The organism is Serratia quinivorans (assembly GCF_946227985.1).
In the GTDB taxonomy this organism is placed as follows: domain Bacteria; phylum Pseudomonadota; class Gammaproteobacteria; order Enterobacterales; family Enterobacteriaceae; genus Serratia; species Serratia quinivorans_A.
Map to the genome: position 1 here is coordinate 259,873 of NZ_CAMKGL010000003.1, position 19,278 is coordinate 279,150.

19 protein-coding genes are annotated in these 19,278 nt (G+C 55.3%); 15 read left to right on the plus strand and 4 right to left on the minus strand.

All coding sequences use genetic code 11. The features are described 5' to 3' along the window. Positions 1-322: 322 nt before the first annotated feature. Complete coding sequence (gene csrD, locus OCH02_RS12645) at positions 323-2,254, minus strand: RNase E specificity factor CsrD (protein WP_261431552.1); 1,932 nt, start codon at positions 2,252-2,254, stop codon at positions 323-325. 294 nt (positions 2,255-2,548) lie between these two features. On the opposite strand from csrD, the gene OCH02_RS12650 reads away from it, so the two are divergent. The 14 genes from OCH02_RS12650 (at position 2,549) to OCH02_RS12715 (ending at position 15,254) form a co-directional block, all read left to right on the plus strand. Further along, complete coding sequence (locus OCH02_RS12650) at positions 2,549-3,526, plus strand: MDR family oxidoreductase (protein ID WP_261431553.1); 978 nt, start codon at positions 2,549-2,551, stop codon at positions 3,524-3,526. 122 nt (positions 3,527-3,648) lie between these two features. Continuing rightward, the gene (gene msrP / locus OCH02_RS12655; protein WP_135318216.1) at positions 3,649-4,650 is read left to right on the plus strand and encodes a protein-methionine-sulfoxide reductase catalytic subunit MsrP; all 1,002 of its coding nucleotides are present in this window, start codon (positions 3,649-3,651) and stop codon (positions 4,648-4,650) included. Continuing rightward, a complete protein-coding gene (gene msrQ, locus OCH02_RS12660; protein ID WP_012147110.1) occupies positions 4,651-5,250 on the plus strand; it encodes a protein-methionine-sulfoxide reductase heme-binding subunit MsrQ in 600 nt (199 codons plus the stop codon). 241 nt (positions 5,251-5,491) lie between these two features. Next, entirely contained in the window at positions 5,492-5,944 is a 453-nt protein-coding gene (gene aroQ / locus OCH02_RS12665; RefSeq protein ID WP_012147111.1) for a type II 3-dehydroquinate dehydratase, read from the plus strand. A 32-nt stretch (positions 5,945-5,976) separates the two neighbouring features. Further along, positions 5,977-6,441 (plus strand): acetyl-CoA carboxylase biotin carboxyl carrier protein, encoded by a 465-nt coding sequence (gene accB / locus OCH02_RS12670; RefSeq protein WP_261431556.1) that lies wholly within the window; start codon positions 5,977-5,979, stop codon positions 6,439-6,441. Between the two features lie 10 nt (positions 6,442-6,451). Continuing rightward, entirely contained in the window at positions 6,452-7,801 is a 1,350-nt protein-coding gene (accC, locus tag OCH02_RS12675) for an acetyl-CoA carboxylase biotin carboxylase subunit (RefSeq protein ID WP_153858845.1), read from the plus strand. 195 nt (positions 7,802-7,996) lie between these two features. Further along, entirely contained in the window at positions 7,997-8,239 is a 243-nt protein-coding gene (locus OCH02_RS12680) for a YhdT family protein (protein ID WP_261431557.1), read from the plus strand. Continuing rightward, positions 8,229-9,674 carry a sodium/pantothenate symporter gene (gene panF, locus OCH02_RS12685; protein ID WP_261431558.1) on the plus strand — a complete coding sequence of 482 codons (1,446 nt, stop codon included), beginning with the start codon at positions 8,229-8,231 and terminating at the stop codon, positions 9,672-9,674. Before OCH02_RS12680 ends, panF begins: the two co-directional genes overlap by 11 nt. A 12-nt stretch (positions 9,675-9,686) precedes the next feature. Continuing rightward, a complete protein-coding gene (prmA, locus tag OCH02_RS12690) occupies positions 9,687-10,568 on the plus strand; it encodes a 50S ribosomal protein L11 methyltransferase (protein WP_261431559.1) in 882 nt (293 codons plus the stop codon). A gap of 180 nt (positions 10,569-10,748) precedes the next feature. Continuing rightward, complete coding sequence (locus tag OCH02_RS12695) at positions 10,749-11,483, plus strand: carbonic anhydrase (protein ID WP_261431560.1); 735 nt, start codon at positions 10,749-10,751, stop codon at positions 11,481-11,483. Positions 11,484-11,869: 386 nt separating this feature from the next. After that, positions 11,870-12,835, plus strand: a complete 966-nt coding sequence (gene dusB, locus OCH02_RS12700) for a tRNA dihydrouridine synthase DusB (RefSeq protein WP_037410551.1) — start codon at positions 11,870-11,872, stop codon at positions 12,833-12,835. Positions 12,836-12,856: 21 nt separating this feature from the next. Next, on the plus strand, positions 12,857-13,153 hold the full coding sequence (gene fis / locus OCH02_RS12705) for a DNA-binding transcriptional regulator Fis (protein ID WP_000462905.1): 297 nt from the start codon (positions 12,857-12,859) through the stop codon (positions 13,151-13,153). A gap of 356 nt (positions 13,154-13,509) precedes the next feature. Continuing rightward, a complete protein-coding gene (gene lpxP, locus OCH02_RS12710) occupies positions 13,510-14,430 on the plus strand; it encodes a kdo(2)-lipid IV(A) palmitoleoyltransferase (RefSeq protein ID WP_261431561.1) in 921 nt (306 codons plus the stop codon). A 128-nt stretch (positions 14,431-14,558) separates the two neighbouring features. Next, entirely contained in the window at positions 14,559-15,254 is a 696-nt protein-coding gene (locus OCH02_RS12715) for a CTP synthase (RefSeq protein ID WP_261431624.1), read from the plus strand. A gap of 49 nt (positions 15,255-15,303) precedes the next feature. Here the strand turns inward: OCH02_RS12715 and OCH02_RS12720 are convergent, their stop codons facing one another. Next, positions 15,304-15,993 carry an LrgB family protein gene (locus OCH02_RS12720; RefSeq protein WP_261431562.1) on the minus strand — a complete coding sequence of 230 codons (690 nt, stop codon included), beginning with the start codon at positions 15,991-15,993 and terminating at the stop codon, positions 15,304-15,306. Next, positions 15,986-16,408, minus strand: a complete 423-nt coding sequence (locus tag OCH02_RS12725) for a CidA/LrgA family protein (protein WP_261431563.1) — start codon at positions 16,406-16,408, stop codon at positions 15,986-15,988. Before OCH02_RS12725 ends, OCH02_RS12720 begins: the two co-directional genes overlap by 8 nt. Positions 16,409-16,547: 139 nt before the next feature. On the opposite strand from OCH02_RS12725, the gene OCH02_RS12730 reads away from it, so the two are divergent. After that, positions 16,548-17,435: a LysR family transcriptional regulator gene (locus OCH02_RS12730; protein ID WP_261431564.1), complete on the plus strand. Its 888-nt coding sequence runs from the start codon at positions 16,548-16,550 to the stop codon at positions 17,433-17,435. Positions 17,436-17,464: 29 nt separating this feature from the next. Here the strand turns inward: OCH02_RS12730 and OCH02_RS12735 are convergent, their stop codons facing one another. Continuing rightward, positions 17,465-19,114: a Na+/H+ antiporter gene (locus tag OCH02_RS12735; protein ID WP_261431565.1), complete on the minus strand. Its 1,650-nt coding sequence runs from the start codon at positions 19,112-19,114 to the stop codon at positions 17,465-17,467. Positions 19,115-19,278 lie beyond the last annotated feature (164 nt).

The following is a 19,278-nucleotide window of genomic DNA, read 5'->3' on the forward strand; positions in this document are numbered from 1 at the left end:
TCTACTTCGGTGAAAAATAGTCTGTATTGTTTCTGCTCGAATGCACGGAAATTGGATGAGGCCTGAATTCCCTGAACAAAGGCTCAGTTTACCACCCTGTCAGCGCACGAAACGGCGTAACACAGCTCATAAAATCTAACATATTCCCTGATTGCCGTTGGTGGTAAGCACCTACCAACGCTCAACAGAAAAGGACTGACAAGAGCCTATATCAAATAGGCGTCATTGTCGCAGGCAGTTTGGGGATAATCCCAAAAAGACAGATAAAATAGCCCAGATGAATTGGCGCTCATTCTACGTCAATTTTTGCCCGGCATTCAGGTTAAACGCGATAACGGCGCGAATATTTTTTACGCCCTACATCTATCGGTTCCGGCGACGCGAAAAAGTCGCCCTGCCCGCCGAGGATCCCGCGCTCCTTCAGCGTCTGCCATTCATTACGCGTCCGCACGCTGGCGGCAAAAACCTGGGTGCTGGTGCCTTCACAGGCACCCGTCAGGCTCTGAACGAACAGCTGATTCTCATCCCGCTTATCGATACTCCGCACCAAACCGGGATGGAGCTTGACCAGTTCCACCGGTAAGGACTTGATATAGGAGGTACTAACCACGGTTAACCCCGCCTGGGACACGGCCAGACGACACCCCAATCCAGAGAGCAATCTCAACACCGGGCGCAAACGGTCGATATGTTGACACACGTCTGCCTCTGCAAGTTCAATCAGAATTCGCCGACGATGACTTTTTTCACACTGTAGCAGGCTATCACGCAGCCAACGCTGGAAAGTACGCTGCAATAATGAGTCTACGCACAGCGTAAATGCCAGCGTTTCTTCAGGCCACAGCGCCAGTAAGGGGAGAATGCGACTCAGATGCTGGCGGTCGTAACTTTCCGCCAGACCCAATTGCTGTACCAGCGGCATATACTCTGATGGCAACAGTTCCTGGGTGCCATCGTATATCCGGCTCATGATCTCCCGGTGATGAACTTCCCCCTCCACCGTCACCGCCGGTTTTTGGTACAACCGTGGGCCACCCCGTGCCAGCACCTGTTCCAACAGAGTGCGCCATTTGACGCTACCGCGCCCTTTTTCCGGCACCTGGCTATCGTAAACATACCAGCCGTTTTCCCCCTGCAGCGTGGCGTGGCGCGTGGCCTGCTCGGCATAATCAATCACCTGTTCGGTGCTTTGCCCGCTGCGGTAGGCCACAATACCAATATGCAAAAACGCCTCGCGATCGATAAGCGCCGTTGAAGGCAGGGCGTCAATGGCATGAACCAACTGTGAAGCAATACCGTCCGCCTCTTTCAGCGTGCGATGCGGCAACAGGACGGTGAAATCACTGTGGAAATAGCGCGCCAGCAACGCCGCCGGGTAGCGCATCACAAACGTCGACAACAGATTGACCAGCGAATACATCAGTTCCTGCACAGCACTGTTGCCGTGAGTTTCCCGCAGCGTGTCGAAATCCGGTAATCGCACCATCATGACAATACCGTGCGAACCTTCCTCTTCCAGCTGCGTGGTCAGTTGGTTATCAAAGAATAACCGGTTGTTCAGCCCGGTTTTGGCATCCTGCGCGGCAAAAGCGCGGATCAGCGTATCGACCCGGCTGCGCTCCTCGCGCGCTTCCGCCAGATCCGCCAGCAGGCGATCAAGTGCACCGCTGACGTTCGCCGGCCATTCGCGCACGTCGCCCTGCATCACGCTCTCTCGTTCGCCGTTAAGAATACGCCGTGCACGGCGCTCCAGCCGGTCCTCTCCGTCGGCCTGATCGCGCAGCCAACGCAGGCTGAACAGCAAGATAACCACCATCACGACGATCGACAAAGAGACAGCCGCAGTAGATTGCAACGAACGCACGTCGCTGGCGAAAGGATCAATATAGGTAATACGTAGCGAAGCGCCGGGATGCTGCATCAGCGGCAGAGAAACCTGCCGGTAGCCGTTGAGCGATTCCCAGGGCTGTTTTACCGTTGGCAGATGATAAGAAAGGAGGTTGCTGTGGCTGGTATCCACGCTGACGGCCACGATACCGAGCGGGCGCATCACCAACGGTAACCACTGTTGCTGTTCCTGGGGAGATTCACGCAGCATCGCCTGATCGAGCGAGGTCATCAGCGAATCGAAGCGACGCTCCAGCCTCTCCTGAGTGACGTAGAAGTAACTGTATGAGCAGCCCATCAGCATCAAAAACATCGCCATAGCAACAAGCAGGGTGATCAATGCAGAGAGCTTGGTGGTGAATCGCATCCCTGTGCCTTGTCCGTTATGGTTACGTGAATTTTCACCTTTGGTCGTATAAAGGCCCCGAATTCGCTCAAAAGAATCCAACACAATACCCTGATTTTTAATTAGTCGCTGGCGTATCCTTGACGATCATCGCCGGCAGTTCATGCTGCTCAAACTACCAAGCATCATCAACGAAGAAAACCTTCAATCACCCTTTTTTGCCTTTTATCAGGACATAAATTTCTTATATGCATATAGTCAATTAAATCTGATCCAGCCATCCATGACAAAATTGCAAACAAGAGGAAGAGTGACATGCGTGCACTGTTATTGGAACAACTAGACGATCAAACTCTGGCTCGCGTCAAAGATATCAGCAGCGACCAACTGCCCGACGGCGATGTCACGGTAGATGTTAATTGGTCCAGCATTAACTATAAAGACGCGCTGGCGATCACCGGCAAAGGCAAAATCGTGCGCAACTTCCCAATGGTGCCGGGCATCGACTTCGCCGGTACCGTGCGCCAAAGCCGCGACGATCGTTTTAAAGAAGGCCAGAGCGTGGTGCTCACCGGCTGGGGCGTGGGTGAAAACCACTGGGGTGGTCTGGCTGAGCAGGCGCGTGTCTCCGGGGAATGGCTGGTGCCGTTGCCGAACGGACTGGATGAGCGTAAAGCAATGATCCTCGGTACAGCCGGCTTTACCGCCATGCTGTGCGTGATGGCGTTGGAAGAAGGCGGCGTACACCCGGATGACGGCGACATTTTGGTCACGGGTGCCAGCGGTGGCGTGGGCAGCACGGCGGTCGCTATTTTGGCGGCGCTGGGCTATCACGTCACGGCCGTCAGCGGCCGTGAAAGCAATACTGACTACCTGAAAGCGCTCGGCGCTAAAGAAGTGCTGTCGCGTGACGGTTATCTCGAAGCTCCGCGCCCGCTGGAAAAGCAACTGTGGGCCGGTGCAGTAGATAGCGTCGGCGACACTATGCTGGCGCGGGTTTTGGCGCAAATGAACTATAACGGCACGGTCGCCGCCTGTGGGCTGGCCGGTGGATATCACCTGCCGACCACGGTGATGCCATTTATTTTGCGCAATGTTCGTCTGCAAGGGATCGACTCGGTGCACACTCCGTTGCATCGCCGTCAAACCGCCTGGGAACGCCTGGTCGGTATCCTGCCGGAAAGCTTCTATCAACAGGCCACCCAGGAAATCACGCTGGAACAGGCACCGGCCGCGGCTGCCGCACTGTTGGATAACAAAGTCACCGGCCGCACCCTGGTGAAAATCCGCTAAGCCTGATGGCCCCCTGCAACGGGGGCCCTATCCCGTCTGCGAAATTTCATATTTTCCCGCGGCCTCTCGCATAAGGCCCGGTTTCACGCCATGCTTACTCCAGATACGTGGAGAAAAACAGCATGAGCAAACAACGTAAATTAACTGAGGCCGATGTCACGCCCGAGAGCGTATTTTATCAGCGACGTAAAGTGTTGCAGGCGTTGGGCATTACCGCCGCATCACTGGCCCTGCCGCTTAATGCGCAGGCCGATTTGCTGTCATGGTTTAAAGGCCACGATCGGCCCAAGGCACCGCCGGGTAAACCACTGGAGTTCAGCAAACCTGCCGCCTGGCAGGCCCAGCTGGCCTTGACGCCCGAAGATAAAGTCACCGGCTACAACAACTTCTACGAATTCGGTCTGGACAAGGCCGATCCGGCCGCCAATGCCGGCGGCTTGAAAACCGAAGGTTGGCAGGTACGCATCGACGGCGAAGTCGCCAAACCGATCACGCTGGACATCGATGATTTAATCAAACGCTTCCCACTGGAACAGCGCATCTATCGCATGCGCTGCGTTGAAGCCTGGTCGATGGTCGTGCCGTGGATTGGCTTTGAATTGGGTAAACTGATCAAGCTGGCAGAACCAAACAGCAACGCACGCTACGTCGCCTTCCAGACGTTGTACGACCCGGAACAGATGCCCGGCCAGAAAGACCGCTTTATCGGCGGTGGGCTGAAGTATCCCTATGTCGAAGGGCTGCGTCTCGACGAGGCGATGAACCCGCTGGCGCTGCTGACCGTCGGCGTATACGGTAAAACGCTGCCGCCGCAGAATGGTGCGCCGCTGCGCTTGATCACCCCATGGAAATACGGTTTTAAAGGGATAAAGTCGATCGTCCATATTCGCCTGGTGCGCGATCAGCCCCCCACCACCTGGAATGAGTCTGCACCGAATGAATACGGCTTCTACGCCAACGTTAACCCGCACGTCGATCATCCCCGCTGGTCGCAGGCTACCGAGCGTTTTATCGGCTCCGGCGGCATTCTGGACGTTAAGCGCCAACCCACCCTGCTGTTTAATGGCTATGCCGAACAAGTCGCATCACTGTACCGCGGCCTGGACCTACGGGAGAATTTCTAAGTGCGTTTGACTCCAACCCATATCAAAGGGATCAAAGTTGCCATTTATCTGGCGGCATTTTTGCCCTTTCTCTGGCTGGTGCTGTCGGTGGATCAAGGCTGGTTCAGCGCCGACCCGGCCAAGGATATACAACACTTTACCGGCAGGATGACGCTGAAACTGTTACTGGCAACCTTGATGATCGCCCCACTGGCACGCTATACCCGCCAGCCGCTGCTGATCCGTTGCCGCCGTCTGGTGGGGCTGTGGTGTTTTGCCTGGGGTACGCTGCATCTGATAAGCTATTCGACGCTTGAATTGGGGCTAAGCAATATTGGCCTGTTGGGGCGTGAACTGGTCACCCGCCCTTACCTGACGCTCGGCATTATCAGCTGGCTGATCCTGCTGGCGCTGGCGGCAACCTCGACGTTGTGGGCCATGCGCAAACTGGGGGCCAAATGGCAGACGCTGCATAATCTGGTGTATCTGGTGGCCATTCTGGCACCGATTCATTACCTGTGGTCGGTCAAAACCTTTTCGCCACAGCCCTTCATTTATGCCCTGCTGGCCGTCGTGCTGCTGGCATTGCGCTACAAGAAATTCCGCAATTGGTGGCGTTAAAAGGCGGAACTTTTCTGTGTTCTACCCCTCATAATGCGATAACACCCTCATCAGTTTGCTGGTTTAGGGTTGAATATCTTCGCTGATAAGACCAGTATTTAGCTGCGAATTGCTACGATATCGTTATAATGCCCGACCTTGTTCCTGTTCTCAGGGTGAATTTTCCCCTTAACAGGTGACAAATCGGTGACATCGGGTTATTTTCTACGATGATGGTTTTATTGCCGGAGATACCAGCACAATGGCGGATAAGTTTCACATTTTGCTTCTGAACGGCCCCAATCTGAATCTGCTGGGGACGCGTGAGCCGGAGAAGTACGGCAGCACGACGCTAACAGAGATTGTTAACGGATTGGAAAACCAGGCATCCGCACTGGATATTACCCTGAGCCATCTGCAGTCTAACGCTGAACATGCGCTTATCGACTGCATACATCAGGCACGCGGCAACACAGATTTTATTCTGATCAACCCTGCCGCGTTCACGCATACCAGCGTGGCGCTGCGCGATGCATTGCTGGCGGTGCAGATCCCGTTTATCGAGATCCACCTCTCCAACGTGCATGCCCGAGAGCCTTTCCGTCATCACTCCTACCTTTCCGATATTGCGGTGGGTGTGATTTGCGGCCTCGGCGCAGATGGCTACACATTTGCTTTACAGGCAGCGGTTAACCGTCTGTCGAAAACCCACTAATTGCTACGCAAAAAGAGTACGGAATCACACTCATGGATATTCGTAAAATCAAGAAACTGATCGAACTGGTTGAAGAATCAGGTATTTCTGAACTGGAAATCTCTGAAGGCGAAGAGTCAGTTCGCATCAGCCGTGCCGCCCCGGCACAGGCTTACCCAATGATGCCGCAGGCATACGCAATGCCGGCACAGCCGCAGCCAGCACTGGCTACCGCCGTTGCTGCCGCGCCAGCCGAAACCCCTGCAGCACCAGCGGCCATGAGTGGCCACATCGTTCGTTCTCCAATGGTCGGTACCTTCTACCGTACGCCAAGCCCGGATGCGAAAGCCTTCATCGAAGTTGGCCAGAAAGTGAATGCCGGCGACACGCTGTGCATCGTTGAAGCCATGAAAATGATGAACCAGATCGAAGCGGACAAATCCGGCGTAGTGAAAGCTATTCTGGTAGAGAACGGCCAACCGGTAGAATTTGACGAGCCACTGGTCGTCATCGAATAACGAGGCGAACATGCTTGATAAAATTGTTATCGCCAACCGTGGCGAGATCGCGCTTCGTATCCTGCGTGCTTGTAAAGAGTTGGGCATCAAAACCGTTGCCGTGCACTCAACAGCCGATCGCGATCTGAAACACGTACTGCTGGCTGACGAGACCGTGTGTATCGGTCCTGCGCCATCGGTAAAAAGCTACCTGAATATCCCGGCTATCATCTCTGCGGCAGAAATCACCGGCGCAGTGGCGATCCACCCGGGTTACGGCTTCTTGTCTGAGAACGCCGACTTCGCCGAGCAGATCGAACGCTCCGGCTTTATCTTCATTGGCCCGAAAGCCGAAACCATCCGCCTGATGGGCGACAAGGTTTCTGCCATCAACGCCATGAAAAAAGCCGGCGTGCCTTGCGTACCAGGCTCTGATGGCCCGCTGACCGACGACATGGATAAGAACCGTGCCTTCGCCAAGCGCATCGGCTACCCGGTGATCATCAAGGCATCTGGCGGCGGCGGCGGCCGTGGCATGCGCGTTGTGCGCAGCGACAAAGACCTCGAACAATCCATTTCCATGACTAAAGCGGAAGCCAAAGCGGCTTTCAACAATGACATGGTTTACATGGAAAAATACCTGGAAAACCCACGCCATATCGAAATTCAGATTTTGGCAGACGGTCAGGGTAACGCCATCTATCTGGCTGAACGCGACTGCTCCATGCAGCGCCGCCATCAGAAAGTGGTTGAAGAGGCTCCGGCACCAGGCATCACCAGCGAAATGCGCCGCTACATCGGCGAGCGCTGCTCGAAAGCCTGTGTTGAGATCGGCTACCGCGGTGCGGGGACTTTCGAGTTCCTGTACGAAAACGGCGAGTTCTATTTCATCGAAATGAACACCCGTATTCAGGTTGAACACCCGGTTACTGAAATGATCACCGGCGTGGATCTGATCAAAGAGCAGCTGCGTATCGCTGCCGGTCAGCCGCTGTCGATCAAACAGGACGAAGTGAAGGTTCAAGGCCACGCGGTGGAATGCCGTATCAACGCCGAAGACCCGAACACCTTCCTGCCAAGCCCAGGCAAGATCACCCGTTTCCATGCGCCAGGCGGTTTCGGCGTGCGTTGGGAATCTCATATTTACGCCGGTTATACCGTACCGCCGTACTATGATTCCATGATCGGCAAACTGATCACTTACGGTGAAAACCGTGACGTGGCGATAGCCCGCATGAAGAACGCCCTGGCTGAGCTGATCATCGATGGCATCAAAACCAACGTTGAACTGCAGCAGCGGATCATGAGCGACGAAAACTTCCAGCACGGTGGCACCAACATCCACTATCTGGAGAAGAAGCTCGGTCTGCAGGAAACCTAAGGCAGGTTATTCATATCGCCTGACAGAAGGCCGGTTAATCACCGGCCTTTTTCTTTACTGCTTTGGGTCACTCAAGGGATGATCAAATCCATAATAGTTGTATACCCTAAATAATTGGAGTTGCATCAAGGCGGCAAGGGAGCGCAGCCAACACAGAGGCAACTTCAAGTATGACGGGCATATTGGGGAACACTGATGGACACACGCTTTATTCAAGCCCACCGCGAAGCACGATGGGCACTCGGCCTGACGCTGATCTATCTGCTGGCCTGGGTGTTAGCAGCCTATCTCCCCGACAGCGCTTCTGGCATTACCGGCCTGCCACACTGGTTCGAAATGGCCTGCTTATTGGTACCACTGCTGTTTATCGGTCTGTGCTGGCTGATGGTGCGTGGCGTATTCCGCAATATTTCGCTGGAGGACAGCGATGCAAACTGAAGTCATTTTGCCGCTGGTTGCCTATCTGCTTCTGGTGTTTGGACTGTCGGTTTACGCCTACAGTCGGCGTCAGACTGGTAATTTCCTCAGCGAATACTTCCTTGGCAGCCGATCGATGGGCGGCTTCGTGCTGGCCATGACGCTGACTGCGACCTATATCAGTGCCAGTTCGTTTATCGGTGGTCCCGGTGCTGCCTATAAATATGGCCTTGGTTGGGTGCTGTTGGCGATGATCCAACTGCCAGCCGTATGGTTGTCGCTCGGTGTGCTGGGCAAGAAATTCGCCATTCTGGCGCGCCGCTACAACGCCATCACCTTAAACGACATGCTGTACGGTCGCTATCAAAGCCGTTTGTTGGTCTGGTTGGCCAGTCTCAGTTTGTTGGTGGCGTTCCTGGGGGCCATGACGGTGCAGTTTATCGGCGGCGCACGCCTGCTGGAAACCGCTGCCGGCATCCCTTACGACACCGGTCTGCTGATCTTTGGCGTCAGCATCGCGCTGTATACCGCCTTTGGTGGCTTTCGTGCCAGCGTGCTGAATGATGCCATGCAGGGCCTGGTGATGTTGATCGGCACCGTGCTGTTGCTGGTGGCGGTGATCCACGCTGCCGGTGGTCTGCACAGCGCGGTGGACAAACTCCACCAAATTGATCCGGCGCTGGTGTCACCTCAGGGTGGTGAACAGATCCTCAGCCTGCCGTTCATGGCTTCGTTTTGGATCCTGGTGTGCTTTGGCGTGATAGGTCTGCCGCATACTGCGGTACGCTGTATTTCCTACAAAGACAGTAAGGCAGTACACCGCGGCATCATCCTCGGCACTATGGTGGTGGCGGTACTGATGTTCGGTATGCACCTGGCCGGTGCGCTGGGCCGCGCGGTGCTGCCGGATCTGAAGATCCCCGATCAGGTGATCCCGACGCTGATGATCACCGTGCTGCCGCCGTATGCCGCCGGCATCTTCCTGGCAGCACCCATGGCGGCCATCATGTCGACCATTAATGCCCAGTTACTGCAATCTTCCGCCACTATTATTAAAGATCTCTACCTTGGCGTACGGCCGCAGCAAATGCAGAACGAACGCTTGATCAAACGCTTTTCCAGCCTGACCACGTTAATCCTCGGGCTTTTGGTGCTGCTGGCAGCATGGCGACCGCCGGAAATGATCATCTGGCTGAACCTGCTGGCGTTCGGCGGCCTGGAGGCAGTATTCCTGTGGCCACTGGTGCTGGGCCTGTACTGGGAACGCGCCAACGCGCAGGGTGCGCTTAGCTCAATGGTGACGGGTGCGGTATGCTATACGCTATTGGCCAGCTTCAAGCTGCAACTGGCGGGGCTGCATCCTATCGTGCCTTCGCTACTGCTTAGCCTGCTGGCGTTTTATATCGGTAACCTCGTCGGCGAAAAACGCCGGACGGCGTCATCATTACCCTCTTAAAAGAGAATTGTTATGCCTTGGATCCAACTCAAACTGAACACCACCGGCAGCCAGGCGGAAGACCTGAGCGACGCGCTGGTCGAAAGCGGCGCAGTATCGGTGACCTTTCAGGACACACACGACAATCCGGTGTTTGAACCGCTGCCGGGCGAAACCCTGCTGTGGGGCGATACCGATGTGATCGGGCTGTATGACGCTGAAACCGATATGGCCGAAGTGGTGGCAATGCTGGAACAGCATCCATTGCTGGGCGCCGGTTTCCGCCACAAGGTCGAACAGCTGGAAGACAAAGACTGGGAGCGTGAGTGGATGGACAACTTCCACCCGATGCGTTTCGGCGAACGTCTGTGGATCTGCCCAAGCTGGCGTGACGTGCCCGATCCGCATGCGGTTAACGTGATGCTCGACCCGGGCCTGGCGTTTGGTACCGGCACCCACCCGACGACGGCGCTGTGTCTGCAGTGGCTTGATGGTCTGGATCTGGCCGGTAAGACCATTATCGACTTCGGTTGTGGTTCCGGCATCCTGGCGATTGCCGCCCTGAAACTCGGTGCTGCACGCGCTATCGGCATCGATATCGATCCCCAGGCCATTCAGGCCAGTCGCGACAACGCGCAGCGTAACGGCGTTTCCGAGCGTCTGGAGCTGTATCTGCCAAAAGACCAACCTGCCGATCTGCTGGCTGACGTGGTCGTCGCCAATATTCTGGCCGGTCCATTGCGTGAGCTGGCCCCGCTGATTGGCTGCCTGCCGAAATCCGGCGGTTATCTGGGCCTGTCCGGCGTGCTCGCCACCCAGGCAGCGAGCGTAGCGCAAGCCTATGAAGATAAATTCACGCTCGACCCGGTAGCAGAGCGCGAGGAATGGTGTCGCATCACCGGCCAACGCAAGTAATGACCGTGTTGCTTTAATAAAAACCACCGATAACCCAATCCGTTACGGTGGTTTTTTTTCACCTGAGATTTCGCTGATTTATCCTGACGAAAAGTAGAGGTATGCTGCAAGCGCGTTAACAGCCGTTTTTTAGCTGCTGCCCGCCAAAGGATACTAACTATTTTTCAATAAGGATTGGCAATGAAAGGGAAATTATTACTCGCCGCTTTACTGGTCTCCAGTTTTTCGGTTGGCGCTGCCGAGCAGGCCCATTGGGGTTATGAAGGCCAGGAAGATCCGGCACACTGGGGAAAACTTTCTCCGGACTTTTCGCTGTGCGAAACCGGTAAGAACCAGTCACCGGTTAATGTTAAAGGTGCTCTGAAAACCCAGCACGACAAACTGAAACTGGCTTTCCAAGCGGGCAAACAGCAGATCGTCAATAATGGCCATACCGTGCAGGTAAACGTCAGCGGCGGCAATACTCTGGTATTGGATAACGACACCTTCACGCTGCAACAATTTCACTTCCACGCCCCCAGCGAAAACGAAATTGACGGCAAGCAATTTCCCCTTGAGGCACACTTTGTTTATAAAGACCAAGAGGGTGAGCTGGCCGTCCTGGCATTGATGTTCCAGCAAGGCAAAGCCAACCCGCAGCTGGCGCAGGCCTGGCGGCAGATGCCAACCGCCGTCGATCAGACCGCTGTGCTGACTACGCCGCTGGATATCAAGGCTCTGCTCCCCCAAAACTTTAACTTCTATCGGTTCAGCGGTTCGTTAACCACGCCCCCTTGTTCGGAAGGGGTAAGCTGGATGGTGCTGGATAAGCCTGTCAGCGCCTCTGCCGAACAGATAGCCCAATTCCGCGCCGTAGTTCACCATGCGAACAATCGCCCGCTACAGGCGCTGAACGGCCGCGTAATCATCGACTAAGGCTGCCTGGATAACTTCACCGTCGGCTTGATAGCTGGCGGTGAAAATCCCCCTCTTTAACCACAGCCCTCGTCACGCGATTTCAGCGTAATTGTGCCCCTTCTCAACGCAATACCCTGACAAATGGCCGATATCGCTGCCGATATCCAGCTGAATCGAGACTCATTACAGATAAAATTCTGTTGTGTTGGGAATATTTTATCGAGCACTAATTAACCATTTTTCGTCAACTCATTGTTAAATATATATAATATTTTTATAGATCCTGACGAGGTGCATTTTTATTGCCGAATAGCGCCTGATTGGTCAAAGTTTGGCCTTTCATCTCAACGCAAAAATGCGTAATATACGCGCCCTTGCGGACACAGTATGGTTACTCTTTGTCTATGCGCATTGGACACCACCAGCTTACAAATTGCTTGATTGCGGCCCCGATGGCCGGCATTACAGATCGCCCATTTAGAGCCCTATGTCATGCAATGGGTGCTGGGATGGCTGTATCCGAAATGCTCTCCTCCAATCCGGAGGTGTGGCGGACGGATAAGTCGCGTCTGCGTATGGTCCATAGCGATGAACCAGGGATCCGTTCCGTGCAGATTGCCGGATGCGATCCGGATGATATGGCCGCCGCGGCACGTATTAACGTGGCCAGTGGCGCACAGATCATCGACATCAATATGGGGTGCCCGGCCAAGAAAGTGAACCGGAAGCTTGCAGGGTCTGCATTGCTGCAGTACCCGGATCTGGTTAAACAGATCCTCCACGCGGTTGTTAACGCTGTGGATGTGCCGGTAACACTTAAGATCCGTACCGGCTGGGAACCCGAACACCGTAACTGTGTAGAGATTGCCCAACTGGCCGAAGACTGTGGTATACAGGCCCTGACTATTCATGGCCGAACCCGCGCCTGCCTGTTCAACGGCAACGCGGAGTACGACAGCATTCGGGCAGTTAAGCAGAGTGTTTCCATTCCGATTATCGCGAATGGCGACATTACTGACCCGCATAAAGCCAGAGCAGTGCTCGACTACACTGGGGCTGATGCCCTGATGATAGGCCGCGCTGCTCAGGGGAGACCCTGGATCTTCCGGGAAATCCAGCATTATCTGGACACTGGGGAACTGCTGCCGCCTCCGCCGCTTGGCGAGGTTAAGCGTTTGTTGATAGGGCATATTCGGGAATTGCACGGCTTTTATGGCCAAGGCAAGGGATTCCGAATTGCTCGTAAGCACGTATCCTGGTATCTCCAGGAGCACGCCCCGAATGACCAGTTTCGGCGCACATTCAACGCCATAGAGGATGCCAGCGAACAGCTGGAGGCGTTGGAGGCATATTTCGAAAATCTTGCGTAACAAAAAAGAGCTGACAGAACTATGTTCGAACAACGCGTAAATTCTGACGTACTGACCGTTTCTACCGTGAACTCACAGGACCAAGTGACTCAAAAGCCTCTGCGTGACTCGGTGAAACAAGCACTGAAGAACTATTTTGCTCAACTGAATGGTCAAGACGTTAACGATCTGTATGAGCTGGTATTGGCTGAAGTTGAACAGCCACTGTTGGACATGGTGATGCAATACACCCGTGGCAACCAGACCCGTGCAGCCCTGATGATGGGCATCAACCGCGGTACGCTGCGTAAGAAATTGAAAAAATACGGCATGAACTGATACTAGTCAGTTGGCATGTTGAAAAGGCGCAACCTCGTAAGGGGCGGCGCCTTTTTCTTCTCTGGGGTTTTATCAAGTTCAGGTCAATGCGAATGAGAATATTCGCATGCCACTCCTCCTTGTCAGTCCGTATTGTGTGTTACAATATACATTCCTGGAGCCGCCTTCGCGGGCCTGCAGCCATCCCTCCGAAGCCTGATAGCAGCGCGAACCGCCCTTCGAGTGTAAAGATTTGGTCAATTATGGAATCTGGCCAAACGATAGTGATGTCTGGGTGTCTGAGTGGTCGTATCGCAATTGAGTGGATCCTTGTGCGTTACAGATTGCTGCCCCTTTTAATGCATAAATGAGTTCATATGAAGCGTCCGCAAAAATTCAAAATGGCCCTGCTACATCCTCGCTACTGGTTTACCTGGTTCGGGCTGGGCTGTCTGTTCTTACTGGTTCAACTCCCCTACCCGCTGCTGCACAAGCTCGGTATATGGATGGGCCGCACCTCAATGCGTTTCCTGAAACGCCGGGTGTCCATTACTCGCCGTAACCTGGAACTCTGCTTCCCGGACATGGACGTGGCGCAGCGCGAGCGCAAAGTGACAGGTAACTTCGAATCCCTCGGCATGGGCCTGCTGGAGACCGGCATGGCCTGGTTCTGGTCAGATAAGCGCGTTAAGCGCTGGTTCAACGTTTCCGGTATCAATCACCTGAAAGCGGCACAGCAAAACCAACGCGGCGTGCTGGTGATTGGCGTACATTTTATGTCGCTGGAGCTGGGTGGCCGTGCCATGGGTCTGTGCCAGCCGATGATGGCGATGTACCGCCCGCACAACAACAAAGCGATGGAATGGGCGCAAACCAAAGGCCGTATGCGTTCCAACAAGGCGATGCTCGATCGCAAAGACCTGCGCGGTATGGTTCAGGCTCTTAAGCGCGGCGAAGCCGTATGGTTCGCTCCTGATCAAGATTACGGCCCACGCGGCAGCGTATTCGCCCCGTTGTTCGCCGTCGATCAGGCCGCCACCACCAGCGGGACCTATATGCTGGCACGCATGGCCAAGCCGGCACTGGTACCGGTGGTTCTGATTCGTCGCGAGAAAGGCCGGGGTTATGATCTCCTGATCCAACCGGCACTGGAAAATTACCCCATTGGCGACGAAGTCGCCGCCGCGGCTTACATGAATAAAGTGGTGGAAAAAGAGATCATGCGCGCCCCAGAGCAGTATATGTGGCTGCATCGTCGCTTTAAAACCCGACCGGCCGGTACCCCCTCGCTGTACTGAGCCAAAACCTGATTTTCCAAGCCCGGTGGCCTACGCCGGGCTTTTTTGTGCGCCGTACTAATAAAACTGCGGATTGGCTTTCGACTTTACTGTAACCTCCTTTTTTACCCGCACAGGAAAAGGAAATGATGAAAGCTCACGTTCGCATTGCTCTGGTCGGTGACTACAAACCTGAGGCCGTTTCTCACCAGGCCATCCCCATTGCTCTCAAGCTTACCGCCACACACCTTAACGTCGATATCCAATCCCACTGGCTACCCACAGAAACCATTACCGCTCCCTCAGTACTGCGAGACTATGATGCGATCTGGGTGGTACCCGGCAGCCCGTATAATCATGATGACGGTGCCTTTATGGCGATCCGCCATGCCCGGGAGCAGAACGTCCCTTTTCTCGGCTCCTGCGGTGGCTTCCAGTATGCGATTGTGGAATATGCCCGTAACGTTATGGGTTGGCACGACGCCGGACATGCAGAAACCGACAGCGATGGCCGGTTGGTGATTGCTCCGCTGAGCTGTTCGCTGGTCGAAAAAAGTGGTGCCATTCTTTTCCAACCGAATACGCTGGCCGCCCGAGCTTACGGCAAGCTGGAAACGCACGAAGGCTACCACTGTAACTTCGGCGTCAACCCGGAGTTTGTTACCGATCTACAGCGGTATCCGCTGATTATCAGCGGGCATGACAGCGAAGGTGACGTGCGGTCAGTCGAACTGCCGGGGCACCGTTTTTACGCCGCCACGCTGTTCCAGTCTGAACGCGCTGCGTTACGCAACAAGCTTTCTCCGCTGGTGGTGGAACTGATCAAGAGCGCCGCAACAGTCTGATAAAGGCGGATAATGAAGGCCATGTCGATATGGCCTTCTCATCAGAAACTTACCACATCAATTGCCCTATCAGCGGCGCAGCAATCACCGTGATAATCCCCGCCAACATCATTACCAGGCTGGAAACCACGCCTTCTTCCTGCCCCATCTCATAGGCTTTTGCCGTACCAGCACCGTGTGATGACGCTCCGAGCCCGGCACCTTTCGCCAGACTGCTGCGCACCGCCAACCGCAGGAACAGCATATCCCCTACCGCCATGCCGAACACCCCGGTGATCACCACAAACAGCGCCACCAGATCCGCCTGCCCGCCCATCTGTTTGGCCGCTTCCAGCGCAAACGGCGTCGTGATGGAGCGCACGGCCAGGCTGCGCTGCACCTCTTCCGGCAGCGTCAGCAGTCGCGCCAGCCACACCGAGCTGTAAACCGCCACCAGCACTGCCGTCAGCACTCCGGCGCTGAGCGACAGCCAGTGGCGGCGAATGATATGCAGATTCTCGTATACCGGTACCGCAAAGGCGATGGTGGCCGGCCCCAGCAGCCACAGCAACCAGTGCGTTTCGCCAATGTAGTCCTGGTACGAAATATGGGTCACCACCAGCAACAACACCAGGATCATTGGCGTCAGTACCAATGGCATCAACAGCAGGGTACGGTGGCGGCGGTAGAGTTTTTTATTGGCGAAATAGAGCGCCAGCGTTGCCACAAAGCAGGCGATGCTCAGGATAAAATCATTCATCGCGCTGCTTTCGCCGTTGTAACCAGACTTCCAGTCGATAGACCCGGTCGACCACCAGCCCCGTCGCACCCAGCGTCAGCGTGGTGCTGACTGCAATCACCAGGAAAATCTTCCAGCCTTCTACCATCAGCAGTTGGGCATAGTTGACCACCGCCACTACCGCCGGGACGAAGAACAGCAACATCTCGGCCAACAGCCAGCGTGAACCGGCCCGAACCCAGCTCAACGGCAGAATGCGCAGCAGGATCAGCGCCAACAGCATCAACATGCCAATAATGTTGGCGGGCAGCGGCAAATGGAACTGTTGCACCAGCCGATCGGCAATCAAAAATAACACCGCGTACAAAACAACCTGAATCGGCACCTGCAAGCGAGCCAGCAAACTGGGAGCAGCGTGGCGTAACGCCAGTAACATGGAAGATGACCTTAAACATAAAATTCGCGTTTTACAGTATACGCAGCCAGGAAACCTCCCATGAAATGAATTAAAATCATCAGTATCATGCCATCAGGGAATAATTTCCCGCCGGTATTGTCCCTGAGGAGAACCCCACGTGGATGTCCGCACTTTGCGCTACTTCGTGGAAGTGGTGCGCCAGCAAAGCTTTACCCGCGCGGCGGAAAAACTGTTCGTCACCCAGCCGACCATCAGCAAGATGCTGCGGCATTTGGAAGAGGAACTGGAGTGCACCTTGCTGATCCGCGAAGGCCGCAGACTGCACCTGACCGACAGCGGCCAGGCGGTGTATCAGCGCGGTCTGGCCATCATCGATGAATTCCGCCAGTTGGAGGCCGAGCTGGAAGACATCAGCTCGGTAAAAAAAGGCGTGCTGCGACTCGGTATCCCGCCAATGGTCGGCCGGCAGATTGCCGATTTGATCCGACAGTTTCGCTACACCTATCCCGGTATCGAACTGAAAATTTCAGAGTTGGGCGGGCTGTCGGTCGAACAGGCGGTGATGTCCGGTGAACTGGATCTGGCGATGACCATTCTGCCGGTAGACTCCGCTCAGCCACTGACCTTTCTGCCCTTGCTCGGTCACCCCATGTGCGTGGTCGCACCACGAACGCCGCACTGGTTGAACCGCACCAGTATCCACATCTCCGAGTTGGCCAACTGGCCGATCCTGCTTTATAACGAGGACTTCGCGCTCTACAAGATGCTGATGAACGCATTCCGCCAGGCCGGTTTTGAACCCCAGATTGCGGTACGCAGCGGGCAGTGGGACTTTCTGGCGTCGATGGTACAGGCCGGAGTTGGCATCGCCACCCTGCCGGAGCCGGTTTGCCAATGGCTGGATAAGGAAAACCTGATTTGGCTGCCGTTGGAGCCACGCATGGAATGGAAGGTGGGGTTAATTTGGCGTCAGGGCAGCTACCTGTCGCACAGCGCGCAGGCCTGGATAGCCTGCTGCCGCGACTACTGGCCGCCGGTGAAATGAATGGGGCCGCGTCTGCGGCCCCATGAATATCAACCTTCGCGCTCTATCAGCAGCGCTTCCAGCAGGTCGAGATCGTGCAATAATTTTTGCAGCGTCTCGTTGCTGATTTTCTGCGTGGCGCGCAGGTGATACAACTCACCACGTTCGGCACGCAGCGCCGTCAGACGGAAGCGCCGTTCGAGGTTTTCCAGCATCAGCGCATTTTCGATATCGTCTTTCGTGGTGATGCGCCGCCGCAGCGTGCCGACCACCCGCGAACTGATCTCTTTCAATATCTGCGGATCGATATTTTCCTCGGTATCCACCGCCAGACGTTCTTCCATTTTGTTGACGCTTTCGATCGCCACTTCGGCCGCCATGGCAATCGCCATCCGCTCTTCACTCTTGCTGACGCTCTTGTCTGCCACCTGCACGCCGCGCAGCAACAGCGGCAACGCCATGACACCGGCAATCAGCGAAAGCAGGATCACCCCAGCGGCGATAAACACCAGCTGATAGCGCGCCGGGAAGGCGCTACCGTCACTCAGCAGCAGCGGGATAGACAACACACCCGCCAGCGTAATCGCCCCACGCACCCCGGCGAACGACGCCACCCACAGCTCACGCGTGGTGAAATCACCAAACTGCAACGGCCGTTTTTTCATAAAGCGACGGCTGGCGTTTTTCATCAGCCACAGCCAGGTAAAGCGTAATATCAATAACGCACCGTAGATAATGGCAACATCGGCAAACAGGTACCAGGTCTGAATGGTCGGATCCAGCTCCGCCTGCAAAATGGAGGTTTCCAGGATGCCCGGCAGCTGCAGCCCCAACATGATGAACACCATGCCGTTGAACACAAACTCCAGCATCGCCCAGACGCTGTTGGCACGCAGACGCATTGCCAGCGGGGCATTGCGGATCACGCCGGACTGGCTGATGGTCATCCCCGCAGCCACCGCGGCCAGAATACCGGAGACGCCAATATGTTCGGCAATCAGATAAGAGGCAAACGGCAACAGCAGCAGGAATACAATTTGCGTCGCCGGGTCGTCGCCGCTCCAGCGGCTCATTACGCGCAACGACTTACTGTAAAGCCAGGTGATCGCCACACCGGCCAGCAGGCCGCCGATCGCCACCTTGAGGAACTCCAGCGTCGCCCCGCCCACGGTAAACACCATGGTCCCCATCGCCACTGCGATGGCAAATTTGAGTGAAACCAGACCAGACGCGTCGTTCATCAACGCCTCACCTTCCAGCACCCCCATGATCGGCTTGGGAATACGCCCTTTACCCACGATACCGGACAGCGCCACGGCATCGGTTGGCGACAGTACCGCCGCCAGAGCAAACGCCGCCACCAGCGGGATCCCCGGCACCATGGCGTAAATCAGGTAGCCAACACCGACGACGGTAATCAGCACCAGCACCAGTGCCAGGCCAAGAATTTCACGGCCGTGGTGCAAAAACTCACGCGTCGGGGTTTTCCAGCCATCGGCAAACAGCAACGGTGGAATAAACAGTACCAGGAACAATTCAGGATCAAAGTCGACGTGCAGCCCAAAATGCGGCCAGGCCAACAAGGCCCCGATGCCGATTTGCATTAACGGCAATGGCACCTGGAACGGCAACATGCGCGTCACCACCCCGGACAGGGAGACCACCAAAATTAAAATGAGGATTGTAAAAAAGATTTCCATGCTTTCCTTAGACTCTAGGGTTCAAACCACAACAGCACATAGCCGGAGTATGCCCCGATAGTAGATCACTTTTTTTACAGCGGTTAAAGCTTGTTGTGCCATTCAAAATGCAGTATCGGCAGAAGGAGACTTATCTGAAGCAGAAATGGGGATAAAACATCCCC